The organism is Halodesulfovibrio sp. MK-HDV (assembly GCF_009914765.1).
Classification (GTDB): domain Bacteria; phylum Desulfobacterota; class Desulfovibrionia; order Desulfovibrionales; family Desulfovibrionaceae; genus Halodesulfovibrio.
In genome coordinates this window covers 218,003-238,307 of sequence record NZ_WYDS01000001.1, presented here as the reverse complement: position 1 = coordinate 238,307, position 20,305 = coordinate 218,003, and the positions used below count along the sequence as shown (strand labels likewise).

23 protein-coding genes and 1 tRNA gene are annotated in these 20,305 nt (G+C 42.3%); 7 read left to right on the top strand and 17 right to left on the bottom strand.

Going from position 1 to position 20,305, the window contains the following annotated elements; genetic code table 11:
• The first annotated feature begins 147 nt into the window (after positions 1 to 147).
• From MKHDV_RS01165 to MKHDV_RS01160, 3 genes are all read left to right on the top strand, one after another.
• On the top strand, positions 148 to 798 hold the full coding sequence (locus tag MKHDV_RS01165) for a S24 family peptidase (protein WP_160711401.1): 651 nt from the start codon (positions 148 to 150) through the stop codon (positions 796 to 798).
• Between the two features lie 251 nt (positions 799 to 1,049).
• Positions 1,050 to 1,208, top strand: a complete 159-nt coding sequence (locus tag MKHDV_RS18650) for a hypothetical protein (RefSeq protein ID WP_216846830.1) — start codon at positions 1,050 to 1,052, stop codon at positions 1,206 to 1,208.
• A gap of 249 nt (positions 1,209 to 1,457) precedes the next feature.
• Positions 1,458 to 1,533 (top strand) — tRNA-Gln (locus MKHDV_RS01160).
• Positions 1,534 to 1,906: 373 nt separating this feature from the next.
• Here MKHDV_RS01160 and MKHDV_RS01155 read toward each other — a convergent pair.
• The gene (locus MKHDV_RS01155; RefSeq protein ID WP_160711399.1) at positions 1,907 to 2,518 is read right to left on the bottom strand and encodes a cytochrome b/b6 domain-containing protein; all 612 of its coding nucleotides are present in this window, start codon (positions 2,516 to 2,518) and stop codon (positions 1,907 to 1,909) included.
• Between the two features lie 10 nt (positions 2,519 to 2,528).
• Positions 2,529 to 4,178, bottom strand: coding sequence for a tetrathionate reductase family octaheme c-type cytochrome (locus MKHDV_RS01150; RefSeq protein ID WP_254060379.1), 1,650 nt, complete (start codon positions 4,176 to 4,178; stop codon positions 2,529 to 2,531).
• Between the two features lie 231 nt (positions 4,179 to 4,409).
• Here MKHDV_RS01150 and MKHDV_RS01145 point away from each other — a divergent pair, with 231 nt between their 5' ends.
• Positions 4,410 to 5,099, top strand: a complete 690-nt coding sequence (locus MKHDV_RS01145; RefSeq protein ID WP_160711397.1) for a Crp/Fnr family transcriptional regulator — start codon at positions 4,410 to 4,412, stop codon at positions 5,097 to 5,099.
• Between the two features lie 222 nt (positions 5,100 to 5,321).
• Here the strand turns inward: MKHDV_RS01145 and MKHDV_RS01140 are convergent, their stop codons facing one another.
• From MKHDV_RS01140 to MKHDV_RS01080, 13 genes are all read right to left on the bottom strand, one after another.
• Positions 5,322 to 6,053, bottom strand: a complete 732-nt coding sequence (locus tag MKHDV_RS01140) for an outer membrane protein assembly factor BamD (RefSeq protein WP_160711395.1) — start codon at positions 6,051 to 6,053, stop codon at positions 5,322 to 5,324.
• The gene (gene trxB / locus MKHDV_RS01135) at positions 6,046 to 6,969 is read right to left on the bottom strand and encodes a thioredoxin-disulfide reductase (protein ID WP_160711393.1); all 924 of its coding nucleotides are present in this window, start codon (positions 6,967 to 6,969) and stop codon (positions 6,046 to 6,048) included. The genes MKHDV_RS01140 and trxB overlap by 8 nt, the downstream gene beginning before the upstream one ends.
• Positions 6,969 to 7,292, bottom strand: coding sequence for a thioredoxin (trxA, locus tag MKHDV_RS01130; RefSeq protein WP_020001787.1), 324 nt, complete (start codon positions 7,290 to 7,292; stop codon positions 6,969 to 6,971). The genes trxB and trxA overlap by 1 nt, the downstream gene beginning before the upstream one ends.
• Positions 7,293 to 7,456: 164 nt before the next feature.
• Positions 7,457 to 8,542: a tRNA (adenosine(37)-N6)-threonylcarbamoyltransferase complex transferase subunit TsaD gene (gene tsaD, locus MKHDV_RS01125; protein ID WP_160711391.1), complete on the bottom strand. Its 1,086-nt coding sequence runs from the start codon at positions 8,540 to 8,542 to the stop codon at positions 7,457 to 7,459.
• A 31-nt stretch (positions 8,543 to 8,573) separates the two neighbouring features.
• Positions 8,574 to 9,596 (bottom strand): class 1 fructose-bisphosphatase, encoded by a 1,023-nt coding sequence (gene fbp / locus MKHDV_RS01120; RefSeq protein ID WP_160711389.1) that lies wholly within the window; start codon positions 9,594 to 9,596, stop codon positions 8,574 to 8,576.
• A 276-nt stretch (positions 9,597 to 9,872) separates the two neighbouring features.
• A complete protein-coding gene (locus tag MKHDV_RS01115; RefSeq protein WP_160711387.1) occupies positions 9,873 to 10,649 on the bottom strand; it encodes a hypothetical protein in 777 nt (258 codons plus the stop codon).
• Between the two features lie 30 nt (positions 10,650 to 10,679).
• Positions 10,680 to 11,591, bottom strand: a complete 912-nt coding sequence (locus tag MKHDV_RS01110) for a M48 family metallopeptidase (RefSeq protein ID WP_160711385.1) — start codon at positions 11,589 to 11,591, stop codon at positions 10,680 to 10,682.
• Positions 11,588 to 11,899 carry a septum formation initiator family protein gene (locus tag MKHDV_RS01105; RefSeq protein ID WP_160711383.1) on the bottom strand — a complete coding sequence of 104 codons (312 nt, stop codon included), beginning with the start codon at positions 11,897 to 11,899 and terminating at the stop codon, positions 11,588 to 11,590. Before MKHDV_RS01105 ends, MKHDV_RS01110 begins: the two co-directional genes overlap by 4 nt.
• Positions 11,900 to 11,901: 2 nt before the next feature.
• On the bottom strand, positions 11,902 to 12,174 hold the full coding sequence (locus MKHDV_RS01100) for a hypothetical protein (protein ID WP_160711381.1): 273 nt from the start codon (positions 12,172 to 12,174) through the stop codon (positions 11,902 to 11,904).
• 65 nt (positions 12,175 to 12,239) lie between these two features.
• The gene (pgsA, locus tag MKHDV_RS01095; protein WP_160711379.1) at positions 12,240 to 12,794 is read right to left on the bottom strand and encodes a CDP-diacylglycerol--glycerol-3-phosphate 3-phosphatidyltransferase; all 555 of its coding nucleotides are present in this window, start codon (positions 12,792 to 12,794) and stop codon (positions 12,240 to 12,242) included.
• 231 nt (positions 12,795 to 13,025) lie between these two features.
• Positions 13,026 to 13,928 carry an Mrp/NBP35 family ATP-binding protein gene (locus tag MKHDV_RS01090; RefSeq protein WP_160711377.1) on the bottom strand — a complete coding sequence of 301 codons (903 nt, stop codon included), beginning with the start codon at positions 13,926 to 13,928 and terminating at the stop codon, positions 13,026 to 13,028.
• A gap of 142 nt (positions 13,929 to 14,070) precedes the next feature.
• Positions 14,071 to 14,592 carry a YqaA family protein gene (locus tag MKHDV_RS01085; RefSeq protein WP_254060378.1) on the bottom strand — a complete coding sequence of 174 codons (522 nt, stop codon included), beginning with the start codon at positions 14,590 to 14,592 and terminating at the stop codon, positions 14,071 to 14,073.
• A gap of 4 nt (positions 14,593 to 14,596) precedes the next feature.
• Entirely contained in the window at positions 14,597 to 15,241 is a 645-nt protein-coding gene (locus MKHDV_RS01080; protein WP_160711375.1) for a protein-L-isoaspartate(D-aspartate) O-methyltransferase, read from the bottom strand.
• A 180-nt stretch (positions 15,242 to 15,421) separates the two neighbouring features.
• On the opposite strand from MKHDV_RS01080, the gene MKHDV_RS01075 reads away from it, so the two are divergent.
• Together MKHDV_RS01075 and MKHDV_RS01070 are read left to right on the top strand one after the other, a co-directional pair.
• Positions 15,422 to 15,847 carry a CBS domain-containing protein gene (locus MKHDV_RS01075; RefSeq protein WP_160711373.1) on the top strand — a complete coding sequence of 142 codons (426 nt, stop codon included), beginning with the start codon at positions 15,422 to 15,424 and terminating at the stop codon, positions 15,845 to 15,847.
• Between the two features lie 308 nt (positions 15,848 to 16,155).
• Positions 16,156 to 17,472, top strand: a complete 1,317-nt coding sequence (locus MKHDV_RS01070) for a M23 family metallopeptidase (RefSeq protein ID WP_160711371.1) — start codon at positions 16,156 to 16,158, stop codon at positions 17,470 to 17,472.
• Between the two features lie 221 nt (positions 17,473 to 17,693).
• On the opposite strand, the gene MKHDV_RS01065 is transcribed toward MKHDV_RS01070, so the two are convergent.
• Positions 17,694 to 18,950: a histidine-type phosphatase gene (locus MKHDV_RS01065; protein WP_160711369.1), complete on the bottom strand. Its 1,257-nt coding sequence runs from the start codon at positions 18,948 to 18,950 to the stop codon at positions 17,694 to 17,696.
• Positions 18,951 to 19,144: 194 nt separating this feature from the next.
• Between MKHDV_RS01065 and bcp the strand changes: the two genes are divergently transcribed.
• Complete coding sequence (gene bcp, locus MKHDV_RS01060; RefSeq protein WP_160711367.1) at positions 19,145 to 19,618, top strand: thioredoxin-dependent thiol peroxidase; 474 nt, start codon at positions 19,145 to 19,147, stop codon at positions 19,616 to 19,618.
• 176 nt (positions 19,619 to 19,794) lie between these two features.
• On the opposite strand, the gene MKHDV_RS01055 is transcribed toward bcp, so the two are convergent.
• The gene (locus MKHDV_RS01055) at positions 19,795 to 20,298 is read right to left on the bottom strand and encodes a 4Fe-4S dicluster domain-containing protein (protein ID WP_160711570.1); all 504 of its coding nucleotides are present in this window, start codon (positions 20,296 to 20,298) and stop codon (positions 19,795 to 19,797) included.
• Positions 20,299 to 20,305 lie beyond the last annotated feature (7 nt).

Sequence of the window (20,305 nt, the reverse complement as noted above, 5' to 3'; positions counted from 1 at the left end):
TGTTCTAAAAAACAGAGGAGCATTTTTTTGTACCTTTTTTAACGTTGTACTTTTTCTAGTTGCGGATAAAACACACTCTGTTTATATATATCAACACGCACCGATTGGTGATTCTAATTATACGTCGTTATGACTTTTGAGAGAACTATGATCGATTTCCATACTTTTTTTATACGTATCCAAAAAGCCACCTCTATCACTACACAGCATGATTTGGCTAAAGCCCTTGGAGTAAATCGTTCTGCTATTACGCAGGCAAAACGTAGAAACTCTATTCCACAAAAATGGGTTTTAGCTTTATCCCGCTCATTTCAGCTCTCTACTGATTGGCTTGAATTCGGCGTAGGAAAACAAGAAGCAGCAATTGATCCTAATCTACTTGAAAATACTGCGACGTTCACTGTCCCTAAGGTTTTTGCCCGACTCTGTGCTGGTGATGGCTCTTTTGACGTTGAGGCAACTCCTATTGAAGAGCATATCTTTAAAGAGTCATGGTTAGCGCAAAAGGGAACACCGTCGGCTATGGTACTCATGGATGTTGTCGGTGATAGTATGGAACCATACATATGTCAGGGCGACACCGTCCTTGTAGATAAATCTCAGCAAACTCTTCGGCCAAATGTTATTTATGCCGTTGGTACCGATGATTCTATCATGGTGAAACGTGTTGAGAAAGAACACGGCAAAATAACACTGACAAGCGACAACCCTGACTACACACCAATAATTATTCAAGGGGACGAGCTCCTCTCCTTCAGAGTTATCGGCAGGGTTGTCTGGTCAGCAAGAGACTATTAACACATTCGCCAACTCGGTCATATTTTAGTTTTGAGTTATTCAAATTGAGACAAACCTGTGTGACGTTCCCTCAGGCCACCTGCAAACCATCAAGTATGGTGGATTAGGCAATGCTAAACGCAAAAAAGTGCCCAAAAGGGATCACACTTTTACAGCACATTACGTCATACAGGTTTGCCACAAACCTAAAGCCAGCCCATCTGGCTTTTATTTCGCACCACATGTTAACTTTTATAAACAACGAGGCTGTCATGCAAAAAAGATTCTGCACTTGTGGTTTTGTTCTTTTAGTCGATTACGTGAAGCATTCTGGAAATTGGACATACACATTGCTTGATGCAACAAAACAAAACCCACATATCATTTGTCCGCATTGTCATAAGCCACTGCACATTGATGCTCTACGCTAAAAAAGTGAGTAGCCAATGCAAGTAGCTAGAATTATCAGTGAAAATTCTACTTTGCTCGCATACACTACATTTGAAAATTTAATTTTCCCAAAAAAATAATTATTTTAGGCAAATAGGAAAAATAAGCACAATCTATTTGCATCTTATATTATTTGAACAGTAGCTAACTAACGACAAATATAAAAAAAAAATTACTTTCTGCTTGACGGAAACGGAACTCCTCACTATACACGCTCTTGTTGGTCGTGCTGGGACGTAGCCAAGTTGGTAAGGCATCGGGTTTTGGTCCCGACATCCGCGGGTTCAAATCCTGCCGTCCCAGCCAAACGACAACTTCTCTTGATTAGTTCAAGACAAAAAAGCCGCCGGTTATACCGGCGGCTTTTTTTGTTTCAATTCACTTCGCTTCGACGCTGTCATTCCATCCAAAGCAAAGTACTTTTGTTGATAAAATTATGGACACGACACAATTCAAGTTGTCACATTACCTGCCTCCAATTCCATGCGACAATCCCCTCACTCATGCCTCGTTGCAGCTATTCCACTTCATGAAAGTACAGAAAGTTCCAATCGACGTAAAAAATAACCAATCCTTTACCAACAAGTATTTGTAGAAGTCTTCTAAGGCAGTCACATTCATCTAGCCCGAAAAAACAAAGCGGTTGGAAGAACCATGCCCTCCAACCGCTAAACAGATATTACATTTTCTCTTTCGTTTCCAACTCTTCATAGCCGGTAAACATTGCTTTAATGTGCGACAATGGATGATGTCCTGTTGTCGTCATATAAATATGCACAACAGAAAATGCCAGCATTGCAAACGCACCTGCGGTATGCAAAATAGCAATCGTAAAAAGATTAAGTGCCCATCCAAAAGCTAACCAATCATTATACACATAGTACAAAAAGCCCGTTACAATCTGAAATGGTACCAGCAAAGAAACAATCCCTAAATACGTAATACGCTGAAGAGGATTATGCTTGATACGCTCAGACTTGGGTACTGGGTGCACTTCACCTTTGAATATTCCCGACATGTAGTATTGGATAACTTCAAACATCTTCACAAACGTTGGAACGTAATGCCTCCATTCGCCTGTGGTAATTATCCAGAACACAATAAAGGCATAAAGCACCAGCCAAGTCCACGCGCAAAAGTTATGGACAGTGACTGCAGTTCCAAATCCTAATAAGGAAAATGACCCATGAACCTCAAAGCCGGTAACAAGTAGAACAATTATCAAAGCAGCTTGTGCCCAGTGCCAAAAGCGTTCGAATCGTGTGTACAGATATAATTTTGTAGATGACATATATGTACTCCTATTGCTCTTTCGGCTTACTAATTATGCGCATAATGCCGTGTATAATAACACCGATAAGTGCTGCAATCACTGTAAACCAACCTATGAAGTCCAAAAGGCCACTTCGATCACGCCCTGGCATATAAAATCCTGCCAACGTCGCCAGTCTGCCGTCTTTTGCATGACACGTATCACACGCAAGCGTTTTCTCTTTAGGGGCGACCATATGCGTTATCGGGTAATGGTATTCTGTCTCAACAAAACCATACTCTCCACTATATGGAACACCCGCTGCTGCCATTCCAACTTCAAGAGCATTATTCCAATCAAACCCTTTCCAATATGCTGCTTTATCTTTACCAAAAAGATGTGGAATTCCCATTGTCATATTCATGCTATCGTAGGGCTGCTTACCTCGGTGAACTTTAAACGGGGTGATACGTGAATCAGGATCATTCCTGTCACCTTCAACAGAATTCACTTTCACAACACTGTTCGGGTCAATTTTATCTGTAACGAGCAGGTAATCCATTTTCCCGTTGTACCAGAAATACTCAGGCTGAACGTCCTTCTCCCATACAAAACGGCCTTTCTTCGTCATATACGATGCTTTGCCGTGTGCACCTTTTACTTTATACGGTTTGCCATCCTTCATTTTTCCAGCAGTCGACCAGTCCCAGTACATTTTGGTAGGCTTCACTCGAGCAAATGCTGGAATATGGCAAGTCTGACACGCAACTTTATCTGTATGATCATTCGCTTTATGACCCAATGCGTGTGGCGTGGCAGTATGACACGATTCACACGAAATACGTTTTACGAGGTCATCTTCAATAAGGCTCCGGCGATCCGTAAATGCTGGTTGTTTATACGTACGACCTGCTATGAAATGTGCATCCGTCGAATGACAACGCTGACAGGTAAAATTAGCCCCTTCAGCATTCATGTGCACATCAAGCTCACGGCTAGGATTAAACAATGAAGAATCTAAATCACCGTGTTTGACTCCATCTCCCCCGCCACCAAAAAAGTGACAGACACCACAGTTGGTTCGTGTCGGACGACCAACCGAAGCGGCAATCACTGTATAGTTAGGAGGCTGGAATGTTTTTTTGCCAAATTTTGTTGGTTTAATCGCAGGATACCCTGCCTTTGTCGGGAATTTTTCGTAAGTCCCCGTGGTATCGTGGCAAACAAGACAATCAACCGCTTCCTCTTTACTTAGATCAAATTGTCCATCCTTCCAGCCATATCCTGCATGACAAGAGGTACAACGTGATTCATTAGAATGAATTGAAATACAAAAGTTATTAAGTGTAAGCCCGTTTTTTCCCATCAGCTTTTCACTGTCAGCTGGGTCGGTCCAAGTCCAGTGGATGGTTTTATGTATTTGACGTGACGCCTCATTATGGCATGTTAAACATGCTTTGGTTACATCTTCCGGAGAGGCAAATTCCTGCTGTAGAACAGTGTGGCGGCTATGATCAGTAGTCACCCAACGCTTGGCTGGTTGGGAAACTTTTCGAGCTTGCTCCGCGCCATACGTTTTATCCGGTTCCTTTGTTAGTTGATTACCAAAAGATGTCTCCACAAAAACAATATAGAAACAACAACATCCAGCCATTACTAGGAAAAATCGCGAACAATACGTGTTCAACCTAGTTAGCATAACAACCTCCGTTAGCTCACAAATGGGAGGAGAAATTAGTACCGTGCTCACTAACAGAGAACACAGCAACAAACACTCAAAGCACTCCTTGCAACACAATCAAAGCCACACTGAGTAAATCTCTTGCTTTCGCTAAGAGCCCTTAACTCACCGAATTACTTTTGATACTTACTTATTAAATGCAATGAATTGTATTATTGCGCATTGACATACATCAACAGGTCACAAAAAATGAAGACATTAGAACAAGCTTTTCAAGAACTTCCACTATTTGCTCAGGTGCCTGCCGAGGTTTTTCCAACGCTCCTTAATGGTGCTATTGAAATGACTTACAAAGCAAAAGACATTATTATCGGAGAAGGTGAATCCCCTTCTGGCTTGTACATTTTGCTTAGTGGTACAGCAAAATTATATAAAAGTTCTCCAGAAGGAAAAGAGCAGACACTTTTTGTCCTACATGACGGTGAGCCTTTCTGCCTATGCTCAACCTTTCGGAAAAAACCGTTCCCCGTAACTGCTGCCGCATTAACTACATGCAAAGTAGTCTCTATCTCAAAGCAAAGCTTTTTTGCCGCCGCAGAGAAAGACTCAGCATTTCTATTCGCCATGCTTCAAAAAGTTTCAGAACGATTAAGAGATGCAATGGAACTTGCGGGAACTCTCTCTTTGCAGGAGGTGCCTCAACGCATAGCAACATTCATTGCAAAACTTGAACCCCAGAACAATTCTCCGGAAAAAAAACAGATGGTAGTATTACCGATGTCACATAAAGAGCTGGCAAAGGTTATCGGGGCAACACCGGAAGCACTCTCAAGAACATTAAAACGGATGAGTGAAAAAGGTATGATTGCAATAGAAGGACGAAGTGTTCATATTTTAGATCGAAAGCAACTTGAACACTGTGCAGAGATAGGATTGTAGGCACTTGGGAAAACATCAGCCCTATCTGCCACAAATTTTACATATTTCTGGCAGTAAAACTTCAAATATTTTTAGATGAATCGCTAAAGAATTCTTTGAGATTCCCAACTTAGCATCGACATTTCAAATCATAAACGAACAGCAATGATACCGAATTTAATAAAAAAACTCCCGCGTAACGTTTGTTACGTGGGAGTTTTTAACTCATATTAAAGCGGAGTATTACAACCACTCAAAATAATCTTTCCAAGACCCTTGATCTTCTTCACGAAGAAGCTCAGCTTCCTGTTCAGTCTTTTTGAGGTAGGAAAGTCGAGCACGTTCTTTTACGTACTCCTGATAGTCTGGAACATCTTTAAAGTGCTGCATCACAAACTTATATCGTTCATATGCAGAGCCGTAGTTTTCACGTCGCCAGTAAAAATCAGCAACATAGACTTCGTGCGCTGCCATCAACTTACGAGCACGCTGCATTAAAGGTGTAGCCTTTTCTGCATATTCGTTACCCGGATATGATTCCTGCAGACGAGTCAGGTACTCATAGCCTTCGGCAATGTTATCCTGAGGACGATCAATGGAAACAAAACTTTCTAAGTTTGCGTTACCAATCTGGAACAACACATATGGAATAGCTTTATGCCGTGGATGCAATGACTCAAATTCCTTGTATGAATCAACCGCTAACAAGTAGTCGGTATCAAGGAAGTACGCATCGGCCAAGGAAAGTTCGGATTCCACAGCATACGGGCTAAACGGATATTTGTCTTTAAGGGTGTTAAAGTACTCTTTTGCTTTTGCGTAGTTTTTATCACGCATAGCATCGTTACCTGCTTCAAAAATCTCCTGAGCTGTATCTTCAGGAGGCGGCAAGTAAAAATAGTCAATAACACCGCAGCCGGATAAAACACTTAACAGTGGAAGAATAGCTAAAAAGCGAAGCAGCGTTCTACGCATTGAGTTGTTCCAAATAAAGGAAGGCAGAGTTTGCTGCAGTTGCACCATCACCAACCGCAGTAGTAACCTGACGACATTGTTTTGCTCTGCAATCACCGGAGGCAAATATGCCCGGCAAGTTAGTGCGCATCTCAATGTCTGTTAAAATGAATCCTGTTTCGTCTGTCTGCAAACCATCTGGTAGCAGTTCTTTGTTTGGCTCATAGCCAACAAAAACAAACAGGCCATCTACTGGCAGCACTTGCTCTTCTTCTGTTTTCAAGTTCTTAACGAGTACCCCGGTCAAGCCGTTCTCACCATGCAGCTCTTTTACAATGGTGTTTTTGACAACTTCAATAACAGGAGAGGCTTTTATCTTATCTTGATAATGCTTTGCAGCGCGGAAGCCTTCCCGACGATGGATGAGATACAGTTTTTTTACCAACTTCGCCAGATAGAGGGACTCTTCTAGTGCAGAGTTACCACCACCGACTACAGCGACTGTTTGATTTCTAAAAAAATTACCGTCACACAAAGCGCAATAAGATACGCCTTTGCCTGTCAAAAATTCTTCGTTAGGGAGACCAAGCTTTTTGTAACGTGCACCGGTGCAAATAATAACTGAGCGGGCAATAATTTCCTGATCGCCCACTTTAAGTTTGTTAGCACCATGCGCATGTATAAGAGAGGTTACTGGCTCGGTGTACCGTTCCAGTTCGTACCCCTCGAGATGCTCTGCAAAAACATCTGCGAGTTCGTACCCTTTAATACCTTTCGGAAAGCCCGGGTAGTTCTCTACTTCCTCGGTCTGCAGAACTTGTCCGCCCGGCGTTAGCTTTTCAGCCATCGCCACTGTCACCCCCGACCTAAGAAGATAAAGGGCGGCCGTCATTCCAGCCGGACCGCCCCCGATTACAAAGCAATCGAATTTTTTCATTAGCCAAGAGCCTTCTTGGTAATCATATCTTGAATGCTGCTTTTAGAAACTGCACCAGTTACCTGCTCGAGCACTTCACCATCTTTAAAAAGAATGATCGTAGGAATTGCACGGATACCGTACTTGCTCGGTGTACCTGGGTTTTCATCAACATTCATTTTTACGATACGAACCTGGCCTTCATACTCAGCAGCAAGCTCGTCGATTACAGGTCCCATTGCACGGCATGGACCACACCAAGGAGCCCAAAAATCCACCAATGCAGGGATTTTAGATTCGAGAATTTCAGCTTCAAAATTGCTATCTGTTACTTGAGCAGCCATTGTTCGCTCCTTTTTTACTAAACATTAAAAATTGGCCAATTGGCCATTGCTTTCAGAACTCAGTAAATATCTACAGGAGGTTATATTTACTGAAAACTATAAATAGTAAGCCTGTAAGACAGTGTCAAGAGTGAGGTAACTATTCGTTCCTCACACTTTAATTTCTAACATAAACTATGCAGATAGTCCTGTGGAATCTTTCTACCACGAGGAATGGCATCCAAGTCTAATCCGTGTGAGTATCCTTTAAGAATAAGCTGTTCACCCATATATGCGACCATGGAAGCATTATCAGTACACAGCCCGAATGATGGCAGTGTGAGCGGAATATTTCGCCCATCAGCTACACCAGTCATTGCTTCACGGATTACACTGTTAGCGGCGACGCCCCCTGCTACAATAATGCTATTGATGGAGTCGCCCAGTTCTTTACGTTGATCTATGGCACGTTGCATTTTAACTCGCAACGTATCTGCAACAGTAAAGTTAAAGGATGCACAGAGTTCAGCAAGCTCAGTCACATCTCGCGTACCATTAAACAGCTCATCAATATCATTAAGACTAGGTAGCTTTAAATGTGAGTGTGCTTCAATGTACAAACTCAATCCAGTCTTTAACCCACTGAAACTAAAGTTTAGATTCTTATTGTCAAGATATGGTCGGGTAAATCGCTTTTTATCCGGCGTAGCAAGCTTGGCGAGCTGGTCAATATATTTGCCGCCAGGATATGGCATATTCAACATTTTTGCGACCTTATCAAAGGCTTCGCCTGCTGCATCATCCAGCGTTTTACCAAGTTCAACAAAATCATCTGCCGCGCGGATAAGGAATATCTGTGTATGTCCGCCAGATACAAGCAAACCAAGGGCAGGAAGTCTTAATTCCTGTTCTAAACCTGCTGCCAAAAGATGTGCATGTAGGTGATTAACACCTATAAGCTTTTTATCTGTTCCGGCAACAAGACCTTTTGCGAATCCAACACCGACAAGCAGACTTCCCAACAATCCCGGACCTCGTGAGACTGCGACGTTATCTATTTGTTCTGCATCAATACCTGTTTTGGCAAGTAAAGAATCGTATAAGTGCCCAATAAGCCGATAGTGCTCACGAGAGGCAATCTCTGGAACAACACCGCCAAACAGTGCGTGAATATCAATTTGTGTAGAAATTACACTATCTACCAACTCCCCGTCTTGAACAAGAGCAAAAGCAGTCTCGTCGCACGAGGATTCAATACCTAAAGTGAGCATACAAATATTCCGCAGTCCGTTCCGCTAACAGCTATTTAGCTGCTTTACGGTTTTTTTTATAAATATCAGCCACTGCTTTTACATCGTTCTTTGAACCAATGAAAAGCGGTACACGTTCATGCAGTTCTTCAGGCTGCAATTCAAGAATACGAGTCGTACCATCAGTTGCGGCACCACCTGCCTGCTCTGCAAGGTATGCAAGCGGAGAAGCTTCGCATAAATAGCGCAACTTGCCCTTTGGCTTACCAGGATTGCGATAGTCTGCTGGGTACATGTAGATACCACCGTTAAGAAGACCTCGATGGAAGTCCGCAACCAGAGAACCAATGTAGCGTGCAGAATATGGTTTGCCTAACGGGTTAGTCTCACCTTTGAAAAATTCAATAGCTTCACGGGTCGCATCATCCCAGTACTTGTAATAGCCTTCATTCACAGAGTAAACTTTGCCCTGTTCAGGAATACGAAGATCTGGATGAGACAACAAGAATTCACCAACACTCGGATCAAGGGTAAAGCCGTGAACGCCGTCACCAGTTGAATACACGAGCATCGTGGAAGGACCATAAAGGAAATAACCCGCTGCAACCTGCTCTACACCACTTTGCAAAACATCACATAATGTAACGTCATTATTAGAAGGAGATTTACGACGCAAAATGGAGAAGATGGTGCCGACATTTACGTTAACGTCAACATTGGACGATCCATCAAGAGGATCAAAAATGAGAATGTACTCACCTTGCTTGTATTGCTCCGGGATACGAATAAAATCAGCATTTTCTTCAGAAGCAATCGCACACAATACACCAGTCCGCTCCATACGATGGATAAGCACACGGTTTGCATACGCGTCGAGTTTCTGAACCTGTTCGCCCTGAACATTGATCTCGCCGGTTGCTCCTAAAATATCGAGCAAGCCAGCTTTATTCATTGTTTTAGATATGGTTTTTGCAGCCAAAATGAGATCATAAAAGAGTGCAGTAAATTTACCGGAAGCATCAGGAGTCTCTGTTTGATGCAATAATAGATGTTCAGTAACGGTTACTTGGCGCATGGGTTTACTCCTAACTATCTATGAATATAAATTAATTTATTCATACTACAATGGAACTGGGATTTGTCAATTACCCGAAAAATATAATATAGCTCAAGCTTAAAGCATTGAGTCTGTTACCAACTATTCTCCTGACACAAAACGGGTACCTGTATTGATAACATCAACACAGGTACCCTTTCATGTTATTATGCAGGATGAAAGTTTGCTCTATGCATAATGACTTATAGAGTCAAACAGTTTGTTTGTAGTCTTAAAAGCAATACAGAGTGCAAGTTAGCTTGCGGTCTCTTGAGGTGTGGCTGTACCAAAAACAATTGGAATATCTCCAAGGTATCGAACAAGCCAAGTGTAAGAATTACCGCTTTCAGTGACAACTCCGTAGCTTTCATCACCGAGCATTTGCTGCCAGTTGATTTCTGCAAACGGTGTACTTTCAAACTGGTACTTACCACTCCACAAGACTTTCTCTCCAGCGAGTATAACAAGCTCTTCTGGTTTAGGAGAAAGTTCAACAAGGCTGCGTACATCAAAATGTGCGACGACAAGCCCCTTCATTTCATTATTAACAAAAAATGGCATTGCGACATACGCTTCGTTACCAAGTGGAGTTTCGTCAATATATCCACGCAGCTTACGGAAACCGTACTTCTTATTTTCATCAAGAAGCGGAGCGACATTTAAAGGCTTCATACTTACAGCGGGACGCTGCATAAGCACTTTGCCTTCAAGGTTCACAACGGCAACACCGGAAAGCCAAGGAAAACGTTTCGTGGTTGCATCAACCCAAGCGAGATCTGGGAAAACATCTTTTCCGTCAATAACACGAACAAATTTTTCCAACTCTTCCCCGATCGGGGTATACATAACAGCCAAATTTTCTTCAGCTGTTTCAACATCAACTTCAGAAAATTTAAGCTCAGCAGGGGTATTCAAATATGTATTATAGTACCCTTTAGTCTCACGCCATGTGTTGTTAACACTTTGCTTGCAACCAGTTAATAAGACTAGCAGCGCGCACAAGGCAACACCACATTTCAATGAATAATGCAATACAATCTCCTGAAACTATAAAGGAAAGAATTACGAGGCTCTAGCTTCTAAACGCTCTGCAAGTGCTTCAAGCGTGTGGACAATTCTGTCCTTGCTTGTAACAGTTTCAGATTCATCCGGCACAGAGTTTTTCTTATCTGCCAGAATCTTTGTTCGAAGCTCAGTAATATTCTCAAGCTCTTCCCTGCTTGTTACTTGCTCTGTGAGTTCGTCACAAAGCTCGAGAGCGCCTTTCAGATCACCTTGGTCCGCAAGGATTTGCGCCATAGACAAAGTGCGTTCTGAAATGGACTCCCCCCCTTCCATGGTTCCACTAAAAACAGTTTCCTGTTTGCGTATAAGCGGAATTTCACCTTCTAGTTCTGCTAAACTTTTTAACTGAGAAATATCTTGCGACGATGTAACCGGCACAACAGTTTCCGCAACATCCTCTACCGATTCCATATCGTGGTCGGCAGGTACAGATTCTGAAACTGGTGCAGAGTTTTGTTTTGATATGGGATGAGAAATAAGAAAATTGTCAGTATTCTCTTCCAGGCAAGCCTGAAGCCCCCTATCAATAACATCACGCCAAGTAATCGGAGTTTCTTCAAATGCCGCCGCAAGAAAAGTCATTGCGAGCGCAGCATCTTGAGAGCCAGGTTCAGCAGCAAGTAACCCTGCCCAAATTTTCCAAAAACTCGGATACCGCTTTAGAATTTCTCCAAGCGCCCCAAGTTCTGTATGAATCTGGTCAAAATCTTCTACCCGTTCAAGGCAGTTTAACAGTAGCAAACGGGCTTCAAAATGCTCCGGATGCCTTTCTAACCCTGCCTTTAAAACAGAGACAGCTTCAATAAGATCCCTTTCTTTTACGAGAAGTCGCGCAAGTGGAAAAAACACCTTAGAACCTGGATCGAGCTCCAAAACTTCCTTATACCACTTGATCTTTGCTTGAATCATTCGCGCGCTCCAACAGGAATCTTGATTTTGCTATCGGGAAAAATATACAATATTTCATTGCTTTTAACAAATCCAAGACGTGCTCTTATAATTTTTTCGACGTATTCTGAGTCATTCTGTAAAAGTCGTATTTCATGACTCAACAAATACGCTTTTTCATCAAGCATGTCCTGCCGTTGAGTAAAAGCATACGTGTCAGCTTTGAGCGTCTGATAATTGCTCAACCCATTATCACTCACTAACAGATAAACTATTAGCGTAAGGTTAAGCAGCACTGATAACGCCAGCAAAATTCGTTTTATTAGCATAACTATTGTAAAAAACGTCGCCTTTCAGCAGTAACCTTCACATGCGACATAGGGAACTGCAGTTCTTCCAAGAAGTTAGCTGTTGCAGACTCAATACGTGCAACATCATCTTCAACTAGCTCCATCTCATTGATTCGCTCAATCAGCATTTTTAACATGCCGAATTCATCCCGCAAATCATGACTCAATTCAATGTCGTCAAGATCAGGTTCCAGCTCAAGAATTGTATGCAGGCAATTGCGCAACCTGCTTTTCAATTCTTCAAGTTCTCTCATGTATTTTCCTTGCGAGTCTAACATAAAAGGGATGCACCTTCTGTCATATGCTCTCAGCAGAAATTTTATTTTTGTTCGTCCTGCTGTAACCAGTTTTTATAAAACCCGAAAAGGTAGTTCCCACCAGAAAATACAGTCAGGATCAATGCAATGTAAAGAAGTATTTCGCCAATAACGGCGACATCATACCCGAACAAAGGGTAATGAATAATCATAGGAGAAAGTGCCAACATTTGTAATACGGTTTTCATTTTTCCGTATTTATCTGCTGCAATAACAATCCCTTCATCAGAAGCCATTGCACGTAAGCCAGTTACTATAAGTTCTCGGCAAATGATTGTAATAACAACCCAAGCTGGCGCCCAACCAAGTTCTACAAGCATGACAAGTACTGAGCAAATCAGCAATTTGTCTGCAAGCGGATCAAGAAATTTTCCGAAGCTTGTTACCATACCTTCACGACGGGCAATAAAGCCGTCCACAAGGTCTGAGAAAGAAGCAAGGGAAAAAAGAAAAAATGCAAGTAAACAAGTTGTTTCACTCGGGAAATACAAGAGTACAACCACAAATGGAACTAACAAAACTCTGAACATGGTAATCTTGTTCGCCAAATTAAACATGTGTGCTCTACCTCTAGCTGGTTTATTCAAGATAACGCTGTGTACCACAGTTCATACAAGGTGCAAAGACTGCTAGGACACCAAAAAATAATATATTGATAGCATCTAGAGTTATTTGAAGTATTTTTTTATATTTTTACATAAAAAAACCATGACGAGACCGTCATGGTTTTTTATTTCGTGCTGCATAACAGTGGGAAACCCCCTGTATGCTTCTTTCGAAAACTTAACCTATGAATGATCTGAAGATACAGACTCAAGGCTACAGTTAAGCGCTTTTACGATGTTGTCTGCAAGATTTTGGAAACCTGCTTTTGCAGCAGTTTCTTCTTCAAGCATAACAACAGGAACACCTCTGTCCGCAGCCACTACGGTTGCAGGATCGAGCGGAATGGCACCAAGGAATTCAAGACCATACTTTTCAGCAAGCTTTTTTCCGCCACCCTTCTTAAACAGCTCGATCTCCTCACCACAGTGCGGACAAGCAAGGCCGCTCATATTTTCAACCACACCAAGCACGTTAGCTTTTGCGTACTGAAGGAAGTTAACAGCCTTTCGCACGTCTGCAAGAGAAACTTCCTGCGGAGTAGTAACTACAACAGAAGTTGCATCCGGAATAGTTTTAAGAACAGTCATATGCTCATCGCCAGTTCCGGGAGGGGAATCAATAAGCAAAAAGTCAAGCTCGCCCCAGTTTACATCTGAAACAAACTGACGGATTGCTGCTGTTTTTTTAGGACCACGCCACAACACGGCAGTGTCCTTATCTTTCAGCAAAGAATCCATTGAAACGACATATAGATTGTCGTTAACCTTTGCAGGATTCAACAAGCCACCACGATCTGATTCAAGTCCAGAATCTTTTATGCCGAGAAGGCCAGGAATACTTGGACCATGAATATCAACATCCAAGATGCCTACTTTAAAACCTTTAGCAGCAAGTGCTACTGCGGTGTTAACGGTAACGGAACTTTTGCCCACACCACCTTTACCGCTCATGATGAATAACTTGTGACGGATCTTATCCAACGTACAGTTAATCATTTCGTCCTGAATATTCTTTTTTGGGCTCGCTTTAATCTCTTTCCCCGGAGTAATTTCCTTGGAAGAGGAGCAACCGCTGCAAGAAGACATGTTTGCAACTCCTTATATTTAATGGCTAGATAAGCAGTCTGCCCGATCAGTCAAGCTATCAAGCAGCAAAATTAGCCATTAGAGAAATTTCAATGCTATAAATCCGGCAATACCAAGTATCAGGGTACCGATTAAAACCAGATCAAATCGTTTTTCCAAAAAAATATCGTGCCCGCTCACCAAACATATAAATAAGACCGGCAATGGCAAAAAAGCGCAAACTACGGCTTATAACTGATGCAAAAAGAAAAATGCCAAAATTAACTTTAAAAGCACCCGCTGACAGCGTGCAAAGCTTATACGGAATTGGTGTAAGCCCTGCTACGGCAACAGCCCATGCATTATAGGTGTCGTACCATTCTTTAATAGCAACATATTCGGTAGATAGATTATAAAAACGGACAATAGGCATGCCTAGATAGTCCATAAAATGGTACCCGATATAATAACCGATCACTCCGCCAAAAACAGAGCCGACAGTGCAAATTGTCGCAAAATAAAATGCTTTTTTGCGCTGAGTGAGCGCCATAGGTATTAAAAGCAAATCTGGAGGAAGAGGAACAATAATGGATTCTGTAAATGCAACAAATGCAAGAATCCACTTTGCCTTAGGAGAAAGAGCCGATCTAGAAACCCAGTCCATCAACTTAGACATCAACTTCATTAAGTTACCATCCGTGTGTACCCACCAGATCTACAAAAGCAACGCTGCCCAGTTTTTCCAATGTGATGTCACCGTTATTTTTTCGTATTCGCACAAGTTGTTGCGTTCGCCTTGCTCGCCCTACTGGCAACACAAGAACTCCAGGGTCAGCCAATTGATCTACTAGGGGTTTAGGAATTTCAGGGCCCCCTGCCGTGACCAATATCCGGTCGAACAAAGCTTTTTCCGGCCAGCCAAGCGTACCATCATCCAACTTGAATTGTGGAGACGTGTAACCGAGGTCAGCAAAATTTTTTACCGCAGCATAATGTAGTTCTGGAATACGTTCTACAGAATAAACCTGTAAGCCCATTGCATAGAGTACAGCCGCTTGATAGCCGGAACCCGTGCCAATTTCAAGCACACTCATCCCAGGTTCTGCTTCGAGTGCTTCTGACATAAGTCCAACAATGTAAGGTTGAGAAATGGTTTGCCCATAACCAATGGGCAACGCATTATCTTCATAAGCGCTCAACCGCATGGCATCCTGCACAAACTTATGTCGTGGGACAGAACGCATTGCACGTAGCACGTTCGGATCAGAGATATGGCGCTGCTCAAGCTGATCGCGAACCATTCTTTCTCTGTTACGCTTCAAATCGTACGGCAAAATAAGATTCCTTTAACGGTGAAATAGTCATAGTCAGAAAAACAACCACGCGGTACACTAAATACAATATCTGTTCGGCTTGAGAATCAGATTTTTCTACACAAGTCAACTGTATCCATGGTTTGACGCTCCGCAACATCAAATGAACATTGTGTAAATTAGAAATCAATGGAGACCATTATGCTGCATGTACAAGACCTGATGTCCACAAATTTGTTCACACTCAAAAAATCCGATTCCTTAATGGCTGCCAAGTCACTAATGGAATTGGCACGTATTCGCCATATCCCAGTTGTCGAGAAAGGAAATATTTTTGTCGGCATCATAACACATAGAGACATATTGTCCTCTACCCTCTCCAAATTAGCGGACATAGATAGAGATGTGCAGGACGAAATTGAAGCTTCTATCCCTGTATCAGAAATAATGCGCAGTGATGTCTTTGCTGTGGCACCACAAGCAAGTCTACGTGATGCAGCGGAGTTACTTCTGAATCATAAATACGGATGTTTACCAGTCGTAGAAAAGGATATACTTGTAGGAATTCTTACAGAAGCAGATTTTTTGCGTCTGACAATTGACCTAATGGATGCATTAGACACATAAGTCAAACCCTACAATATGCATAGCAGTTGATACTTTGACTTGTTAGATTCAGTGTATCTGGGTAAAGTCCCCATCGACTGCTGTGCTTTTTCACTTTATGGAACGCTGAGTTTTTTACTCAGCTCCACCGACATACTCACAAATATTATGAAATAATCGATTTTTTGAGCTATGGTTATCTATAACCATAATGTCGGCGCACGCTTTCATACTTGCAAAGTTGTAACTGCACCAATCAAATATCTGTCTTAGGTAATATAATTATATTACCCCATTCCACCACATTAACGTTGTACAAGGGACTGCCCATGGCGAGCCTTAAAAAAACTTTCTTCTTCATTGTATTCTTATCACTCATTTGCGGCGGTGCAATCGCTGGCTGGCTTTTATTTAAAGACCAGCAGGGTCCAATCGTTGCTATCGATAAGGAAAACGCTCGTGTAAACAAAAGCAGCAGCGTTACTATTTCGCTGCATGATGTCACATCTGAGCTTAAAAATCTTTCCATCGCAGTTCGCAAAAATTCTAAAAACATTCCGTTGTATTCAACATCATTTGAACCGGGCAACAAGTCGATAACACTTAATGTTCCTCTTTCAAGCGCTAAGGTTTCAGATGGCGCATTTGAAATGATCATTACTGCTACTGACACATCCCTTGCAGCATTTGGTAAAGGGAACACTACTCGCAAAGTAGTTACCATGAGAATGGACAACACTCCTCCAAGTATTGCTATAAAATCACTTCCGCCAAACATTTGGCAAGGTGGCACCGGAGTTATTGCGTATACTGTTTCTGAACCTGTTGATACTTCAGGCGTGAAAGTTAACGAGATGTTTTTCCCGGGTTACAAACAAGCAGATGGAACCTACATCAGCTTCTTTGCTTTCCCACAGAGCATCGAGAAAAAGGATTACAATCCAACGGCGTTTGCAAGAGATATTGCTGGCAACGTATATGATCAGCCTTTTTCAATCAATCCGTTGTCTCGTAAATTCCGCCACGACAAGATTCGATTAAGCGACCGGTTCTTAAATACCAAAATGCCAGCCTTTGCTAAAGATACCCCTCAGGCAACGAACAATCTGGAACGCTTTCTCGTCGTGAACCAGAAAATTCGTAAAGAAAATCGTGACATGCTTATTAAGATAGGTCGTCAAACATCTTCTTCCATTTTATGGAAAAGTAAGTTCATGCGCTTCCCTAACTCCGCTACCCGTGCTGGATTCGGTGACCGCCGAAGCTACATGTACAAAGACAAGGTAGTTGACAAACAGACACATTTGGGACTCGACCTTGCCTCCCGTAAGCAATCTCCAATTCCGGCGTCAAACAAGGGTACCGTTGTTTTTGCAGGCAACCTTGGAATTTACGGGAACGTTGTTGTCATCGACCACGGCCTTGGCCTTCAGACGCTTTATGCGCATATGACTGAAATCAGAACAACCGTAGGTTCTGTGGTTAACCAAGGTGACGTAATTGGCATCTCCGGTTCAACCGGTATGTCTGGCGGCGACCACCTTCACTTTGGTGTTATTGTCTCTGGGGTTCCTGTAACTCCTATTGAATGGTTCGACCATCGTTGGATTCAGTACAACATCACTGACAAACTCAACTTTAACTAACTGCTGATATCATTAAAAAGCCCGTACGATTATTTCGTACGGGCTTTTTTTATGCAAAAACTTTTTCAATGAATCCCAAGTAGATATCTTACTAGCCTGATGCCTTTTCTTTTCGGGACCGCTCTGTCCTTTAGGAAATTACAAGATGTCGTGTTCCTATAAGCAGCCATAGGGGGCATCTTTTCAACCTATATGATTATGTTAACTTGTAAAAAACAAGACTATTTCAACTCCCCTTTCACAAGAGGTGGTATATTAGGGACACAATCCAGATTTATGACATCTGCCACTACTGAACAAAACTTCTCGATTGAATATTTAGTTACACGCGGTTCAAGTGTCCCCTTTTCTCGAGGACAGAAGGACAGATCTTTTACAATTTCATAAGGCAATACTCTTTCAGGATGGTTGCTTCGCATAACGGGCAGAGGTTGTGCCACAAGCTCTGCCGTCACAACCTCCTCACCTGACGGTTCTTCCCAAAGAATAAACTGAAGAAAACTTGCCGGTGGAATATCATTGTACGCAAAGCCCTCTAAATCCCAATCCATACCAAGCAATTCGCTGACATGTGCCATATTCGTATCATGCCCTACAAACACAACGAGCTGAGCCTGATTAACTCTCTGATCATAATGTGAGTCTGTAAGAGCATCGGTCATAACCTTCAAAATAACACTGCCACGGTCTCGAGCATATCCACTCGCTCTGTTCAAGCTGTTGAATATTGCAGCTCTAGCAACAAGCAACTTGGAAAGCTTGTCCGGCGTAATTTCTCCCCATCCGGGATCTTTACCCGGCCATTCAGCACTTTCAAGCAGCCAATTCTGAATAAGTGTTGCTTTAATACCTAGCGCACCACGCAAATTTATTGTTCTACCGCTATTTGCAAAATTTACGCGCGGCGGAAGATCCTTAAGTTCGCAACTTTGCTCAACACCGTACGCATTACACGTTATTTGCGGCATTGGTCCAAGCAATTCATTTACAAAGTCGAGTTGTTCAGAAAATTTATCTCCAAGCTTACTAAAAGAATGCCCAACAAAATTTATTATATCGTCTTCCCCCACCTCACGAGTGAGCTGACAGACGCTGCCACGCACAGGATGGTACAATGGATCACTATCCTTATCTGTAGTAATAAAATACGGGAGTGAACACTCTGGTGCTATTGCAGCAGCAAAAGCAGCTGCGCTCGACTGCGTTCGCTCATCTATATCTGCGTGAACAAAAACATTGTCAGCAGTTAGGCAACGTCCCCCGTCATACAACAAAGACTTGTATGGCTCTTCCAATTTATGTTTACGCCAAAAGGCAGTTATCAACTCTCGTCCTCGGCCTGTTAAATGTCCGGGGGCAACAGACCAGACAGGCCATTCTCTATGCGACCATTCTGCCAATTTTTCCATTGTTTGGTTGGGAGCACGAATGCCATGACGCATCAACACCACAATTTTTTTAACTTTTCGCTTACTCATATTCTACACCGTATGGTCTTTTTTATTTGTAACATTACAATGTTATGCCTCTCTAAAAACAGAGTATTTCTACCATAGAGATTTACATGCAAATTCATGATACCATACGAAGACCTGTTGGAAAGCTATAGAATAGAGGCAGCCCCTTTTCAATCTCGGGGCATATTAAGCCTGTTACGCAATAAGGAGCGTCTATGAAGACATTAAAGCCGGGAGATCCCGCCCCAAACTTTTGTTTAACAAATCAAGCGGGAGAAGAAATCTGTCTCGCAGACTTTCAAGGCAAGGAACGTGTTCTTGTTTACTTTTATCCCAAAGCATCAACCACGGGGTGAACCACACAAGCACAAGGGTTGCGTGACAACCTAGACACATTTGATTCTATGGGAATTGCTATTCTCGGCATTAGTCCAGACCCCGTAAAACAATTGGAAAAATTTTCCAAAAAACAACTACTGGCCTTCTCATTACTGTCTGATGAACAACATGAAATAGCAGAACGCTTTGGTGTATGGGGTGAAAAGAAGTTTATGGGTAAAATGTATGACGGTATTCACCGCATAAGCTTTCTTGTCGGAAAGGATGGAAAAATTGAACAAGTCTTTAATAAATTTAAAACAGCAGACCACGCAAAAACGGTGCTCGAATACATTGAAAAAAACGCATAAAAAAATGGTGGAGTATATCACTCCACCATTTTTTGCGAAATTTTTTATGCTATTTGTAACTTAATCTGCACAACTATTTCTATCTAGAAAACAACTACCTTTGAAGACTAACGTAACCAGATACTACTTTGTGCTTCTCATTATTGAGTCGCAAACGATAAACGCCCAACAAGAAATTAATCTACAAACTTTTTAGGACGAATATGCGCCATCACACGCTTAAATGCTTCTTCTGAAGCAGACGTTTTCAACGATGCAATATCTTCGCGATCAACATATTTAATAGCATCACACGGACACATCTCGACACAAGCCGGAAGCATATCCTCTGCCCTGCGCTTTTTACATAAATCACACTTTGCCACAGCAACGCCCTTACATGTAGCAAAAAATGCTGCATACGGGCACGCGATCAAACAATCTTTTGTTTCACAGCCGCGACACTTCATAGGATCATGCAGTACAGCACCGCGAGAATCACGAGAAATTGCACCACGCTTACAAACACGCTGACAAGCTGCGTTTTCACAGTGCTGACAATATAAAGGGACTATTTCACCCTCAATAGTGCGAGACATGGCTATCCGCGGAGTATCGTGAAGAAAGCGACATACGGCTTCGCATGTTTCGCAACCGATACATTTGGAGTAATCAACAAACAGTGTCTTTTGTTCTTGCATACTATTC

Coding starts and splice junctions, on each gene's coding strand:
- MKHDV_RS01165 (WP_160711401.1), top strand. CDS start 148: ATGATCGATTTCCATACTTTTTTTATACGTATCCAAAAAGCCACCTCT.
- MKHDV_RS18650 (WP_216846830.1), top strand. CDS start 1,050: ATGCAAAAAAGATTCTGCACTTGTGGTTTTGTTCTTTTAGTCGATTAC.
- MKHDV_RS01155 (WP_160711399.1), bottom strand. CDS start 2,518: ATGTCATCTACAAAATTATATCTGTACACACGATTCGAACGCTTTTGG.
- MKHDV_RS01150 (WP_254060379.1), bottom strand. CDS start 4,178: ATGCTAACTAGGTTGAACACGTATTGTTCGCGATTTTTCCTAGTAATG.
- MKHDV_RS01145 (WP_160711397.1), top strand. CDS start 4,410: ATGAAGACATTAGAACAAGCTTTTCAAGAACTTCCACTATTTGCTCAG.
- MKHDV_RS01140 (WP_160711395.1), bottom strand. CDS start 6,053: ATGCGTAGAACGCTGCTTCGCTTTTTAGCTATTCTTCCACTGTTAAGT.
- trxB (WP_160711393.1), bottom strand. CDS start 6,969: ATGAAAAAATTCGATTGCTTTGTAATCGGGGGCGGTCCGGCTGGAATG.
- trxA (WP_020001787.1), bottom strand. CDS start 7,292: ATGGCTGCTCAAGTAACAGATAGCAATTTTGAAGCTGAAATTCTCGAA.
- tsaD (WP_160711391.1), bottom strand. CDS start 8,542: ATGCTCACTTTAGGTATTGAATCCTCGTGCGACGAGACTGCTTTTGCT.
- fbp (WP_160711389.1), bottom strand. CDS start 9,596: ATGCGCCAAGTAACCGTTACTGAACATCTATTATTGCATCAAACAGAG.
- MKHDV_RS01110 (WP_160711385.1), bottom strand. CDS start 11,591: ATGATTCAAGCAAAGATCAAGTGGTATAAGGAAGTTTTGGAGCTCGAT.
- MKHDV_RS01105 (WP_160711383.1), bottom strand. CDS start 11,899: ATGCTAATAAAACGAATTTTGCTGGCGTTATCAGTGCTGCTTAACCTT.
- MKHDV_RS01100 (WP_160711381.1), bottom strand. CDS start 12,174: ATGAGAGAACTTGAAGAATTGAAAAGCAGGTTGCGCAATTGCCTGCAT.
- pgsA (WP_160711379.1), bottom strand. CDS start 12,794: ATGTTTAATTTGGCGAACAAGATTACCATGTTCAGAGTTTTGTTAGTT.
- MKHDV_RS01090 (WP_160711377.1), bottom strand. CDS start 13,928: ATGTCTTCTTGCAGCGGTTGCTCCTCTTCCAAGGAAATTACTCCGGGG.
- MKHDV_RS01085 (WP_254060378.1), bottom strand. CDS start 14,592: ATGAAGTTGATGTCTAAGTTGATGGACTGGGTTTCTAGATCGGCTCTT.
- MKHDV_RS01075 (WP_160711373.1), top strand. CDS start 15,422: ATGCTGCATGTACAAGACCTGATGTCCACAAATTTGTTCACACTCAAA.
- MKHDV_RS01070 (WP_160711371.1), top strand. CDS start 16,156: ATGGCGAGCCTTAAAAAAACTTTCTTCTTCATTGTATTCTTATCACTC.
- MKHDV_RS01065 (WP_160711369.1), bottom strand. CDS start 18,950: ATGAGTAAGCGAAAAGTTAAAAAAATTGTGGTGTTGATGCGTCATGGC.
- MKHDV_RS01055 (WP_160711570.1), bottom strand. CDS start 20,298: ATGCAAGAACAAAAGACACTGTTTGTTGATTACTCCAAATGTATCGGT.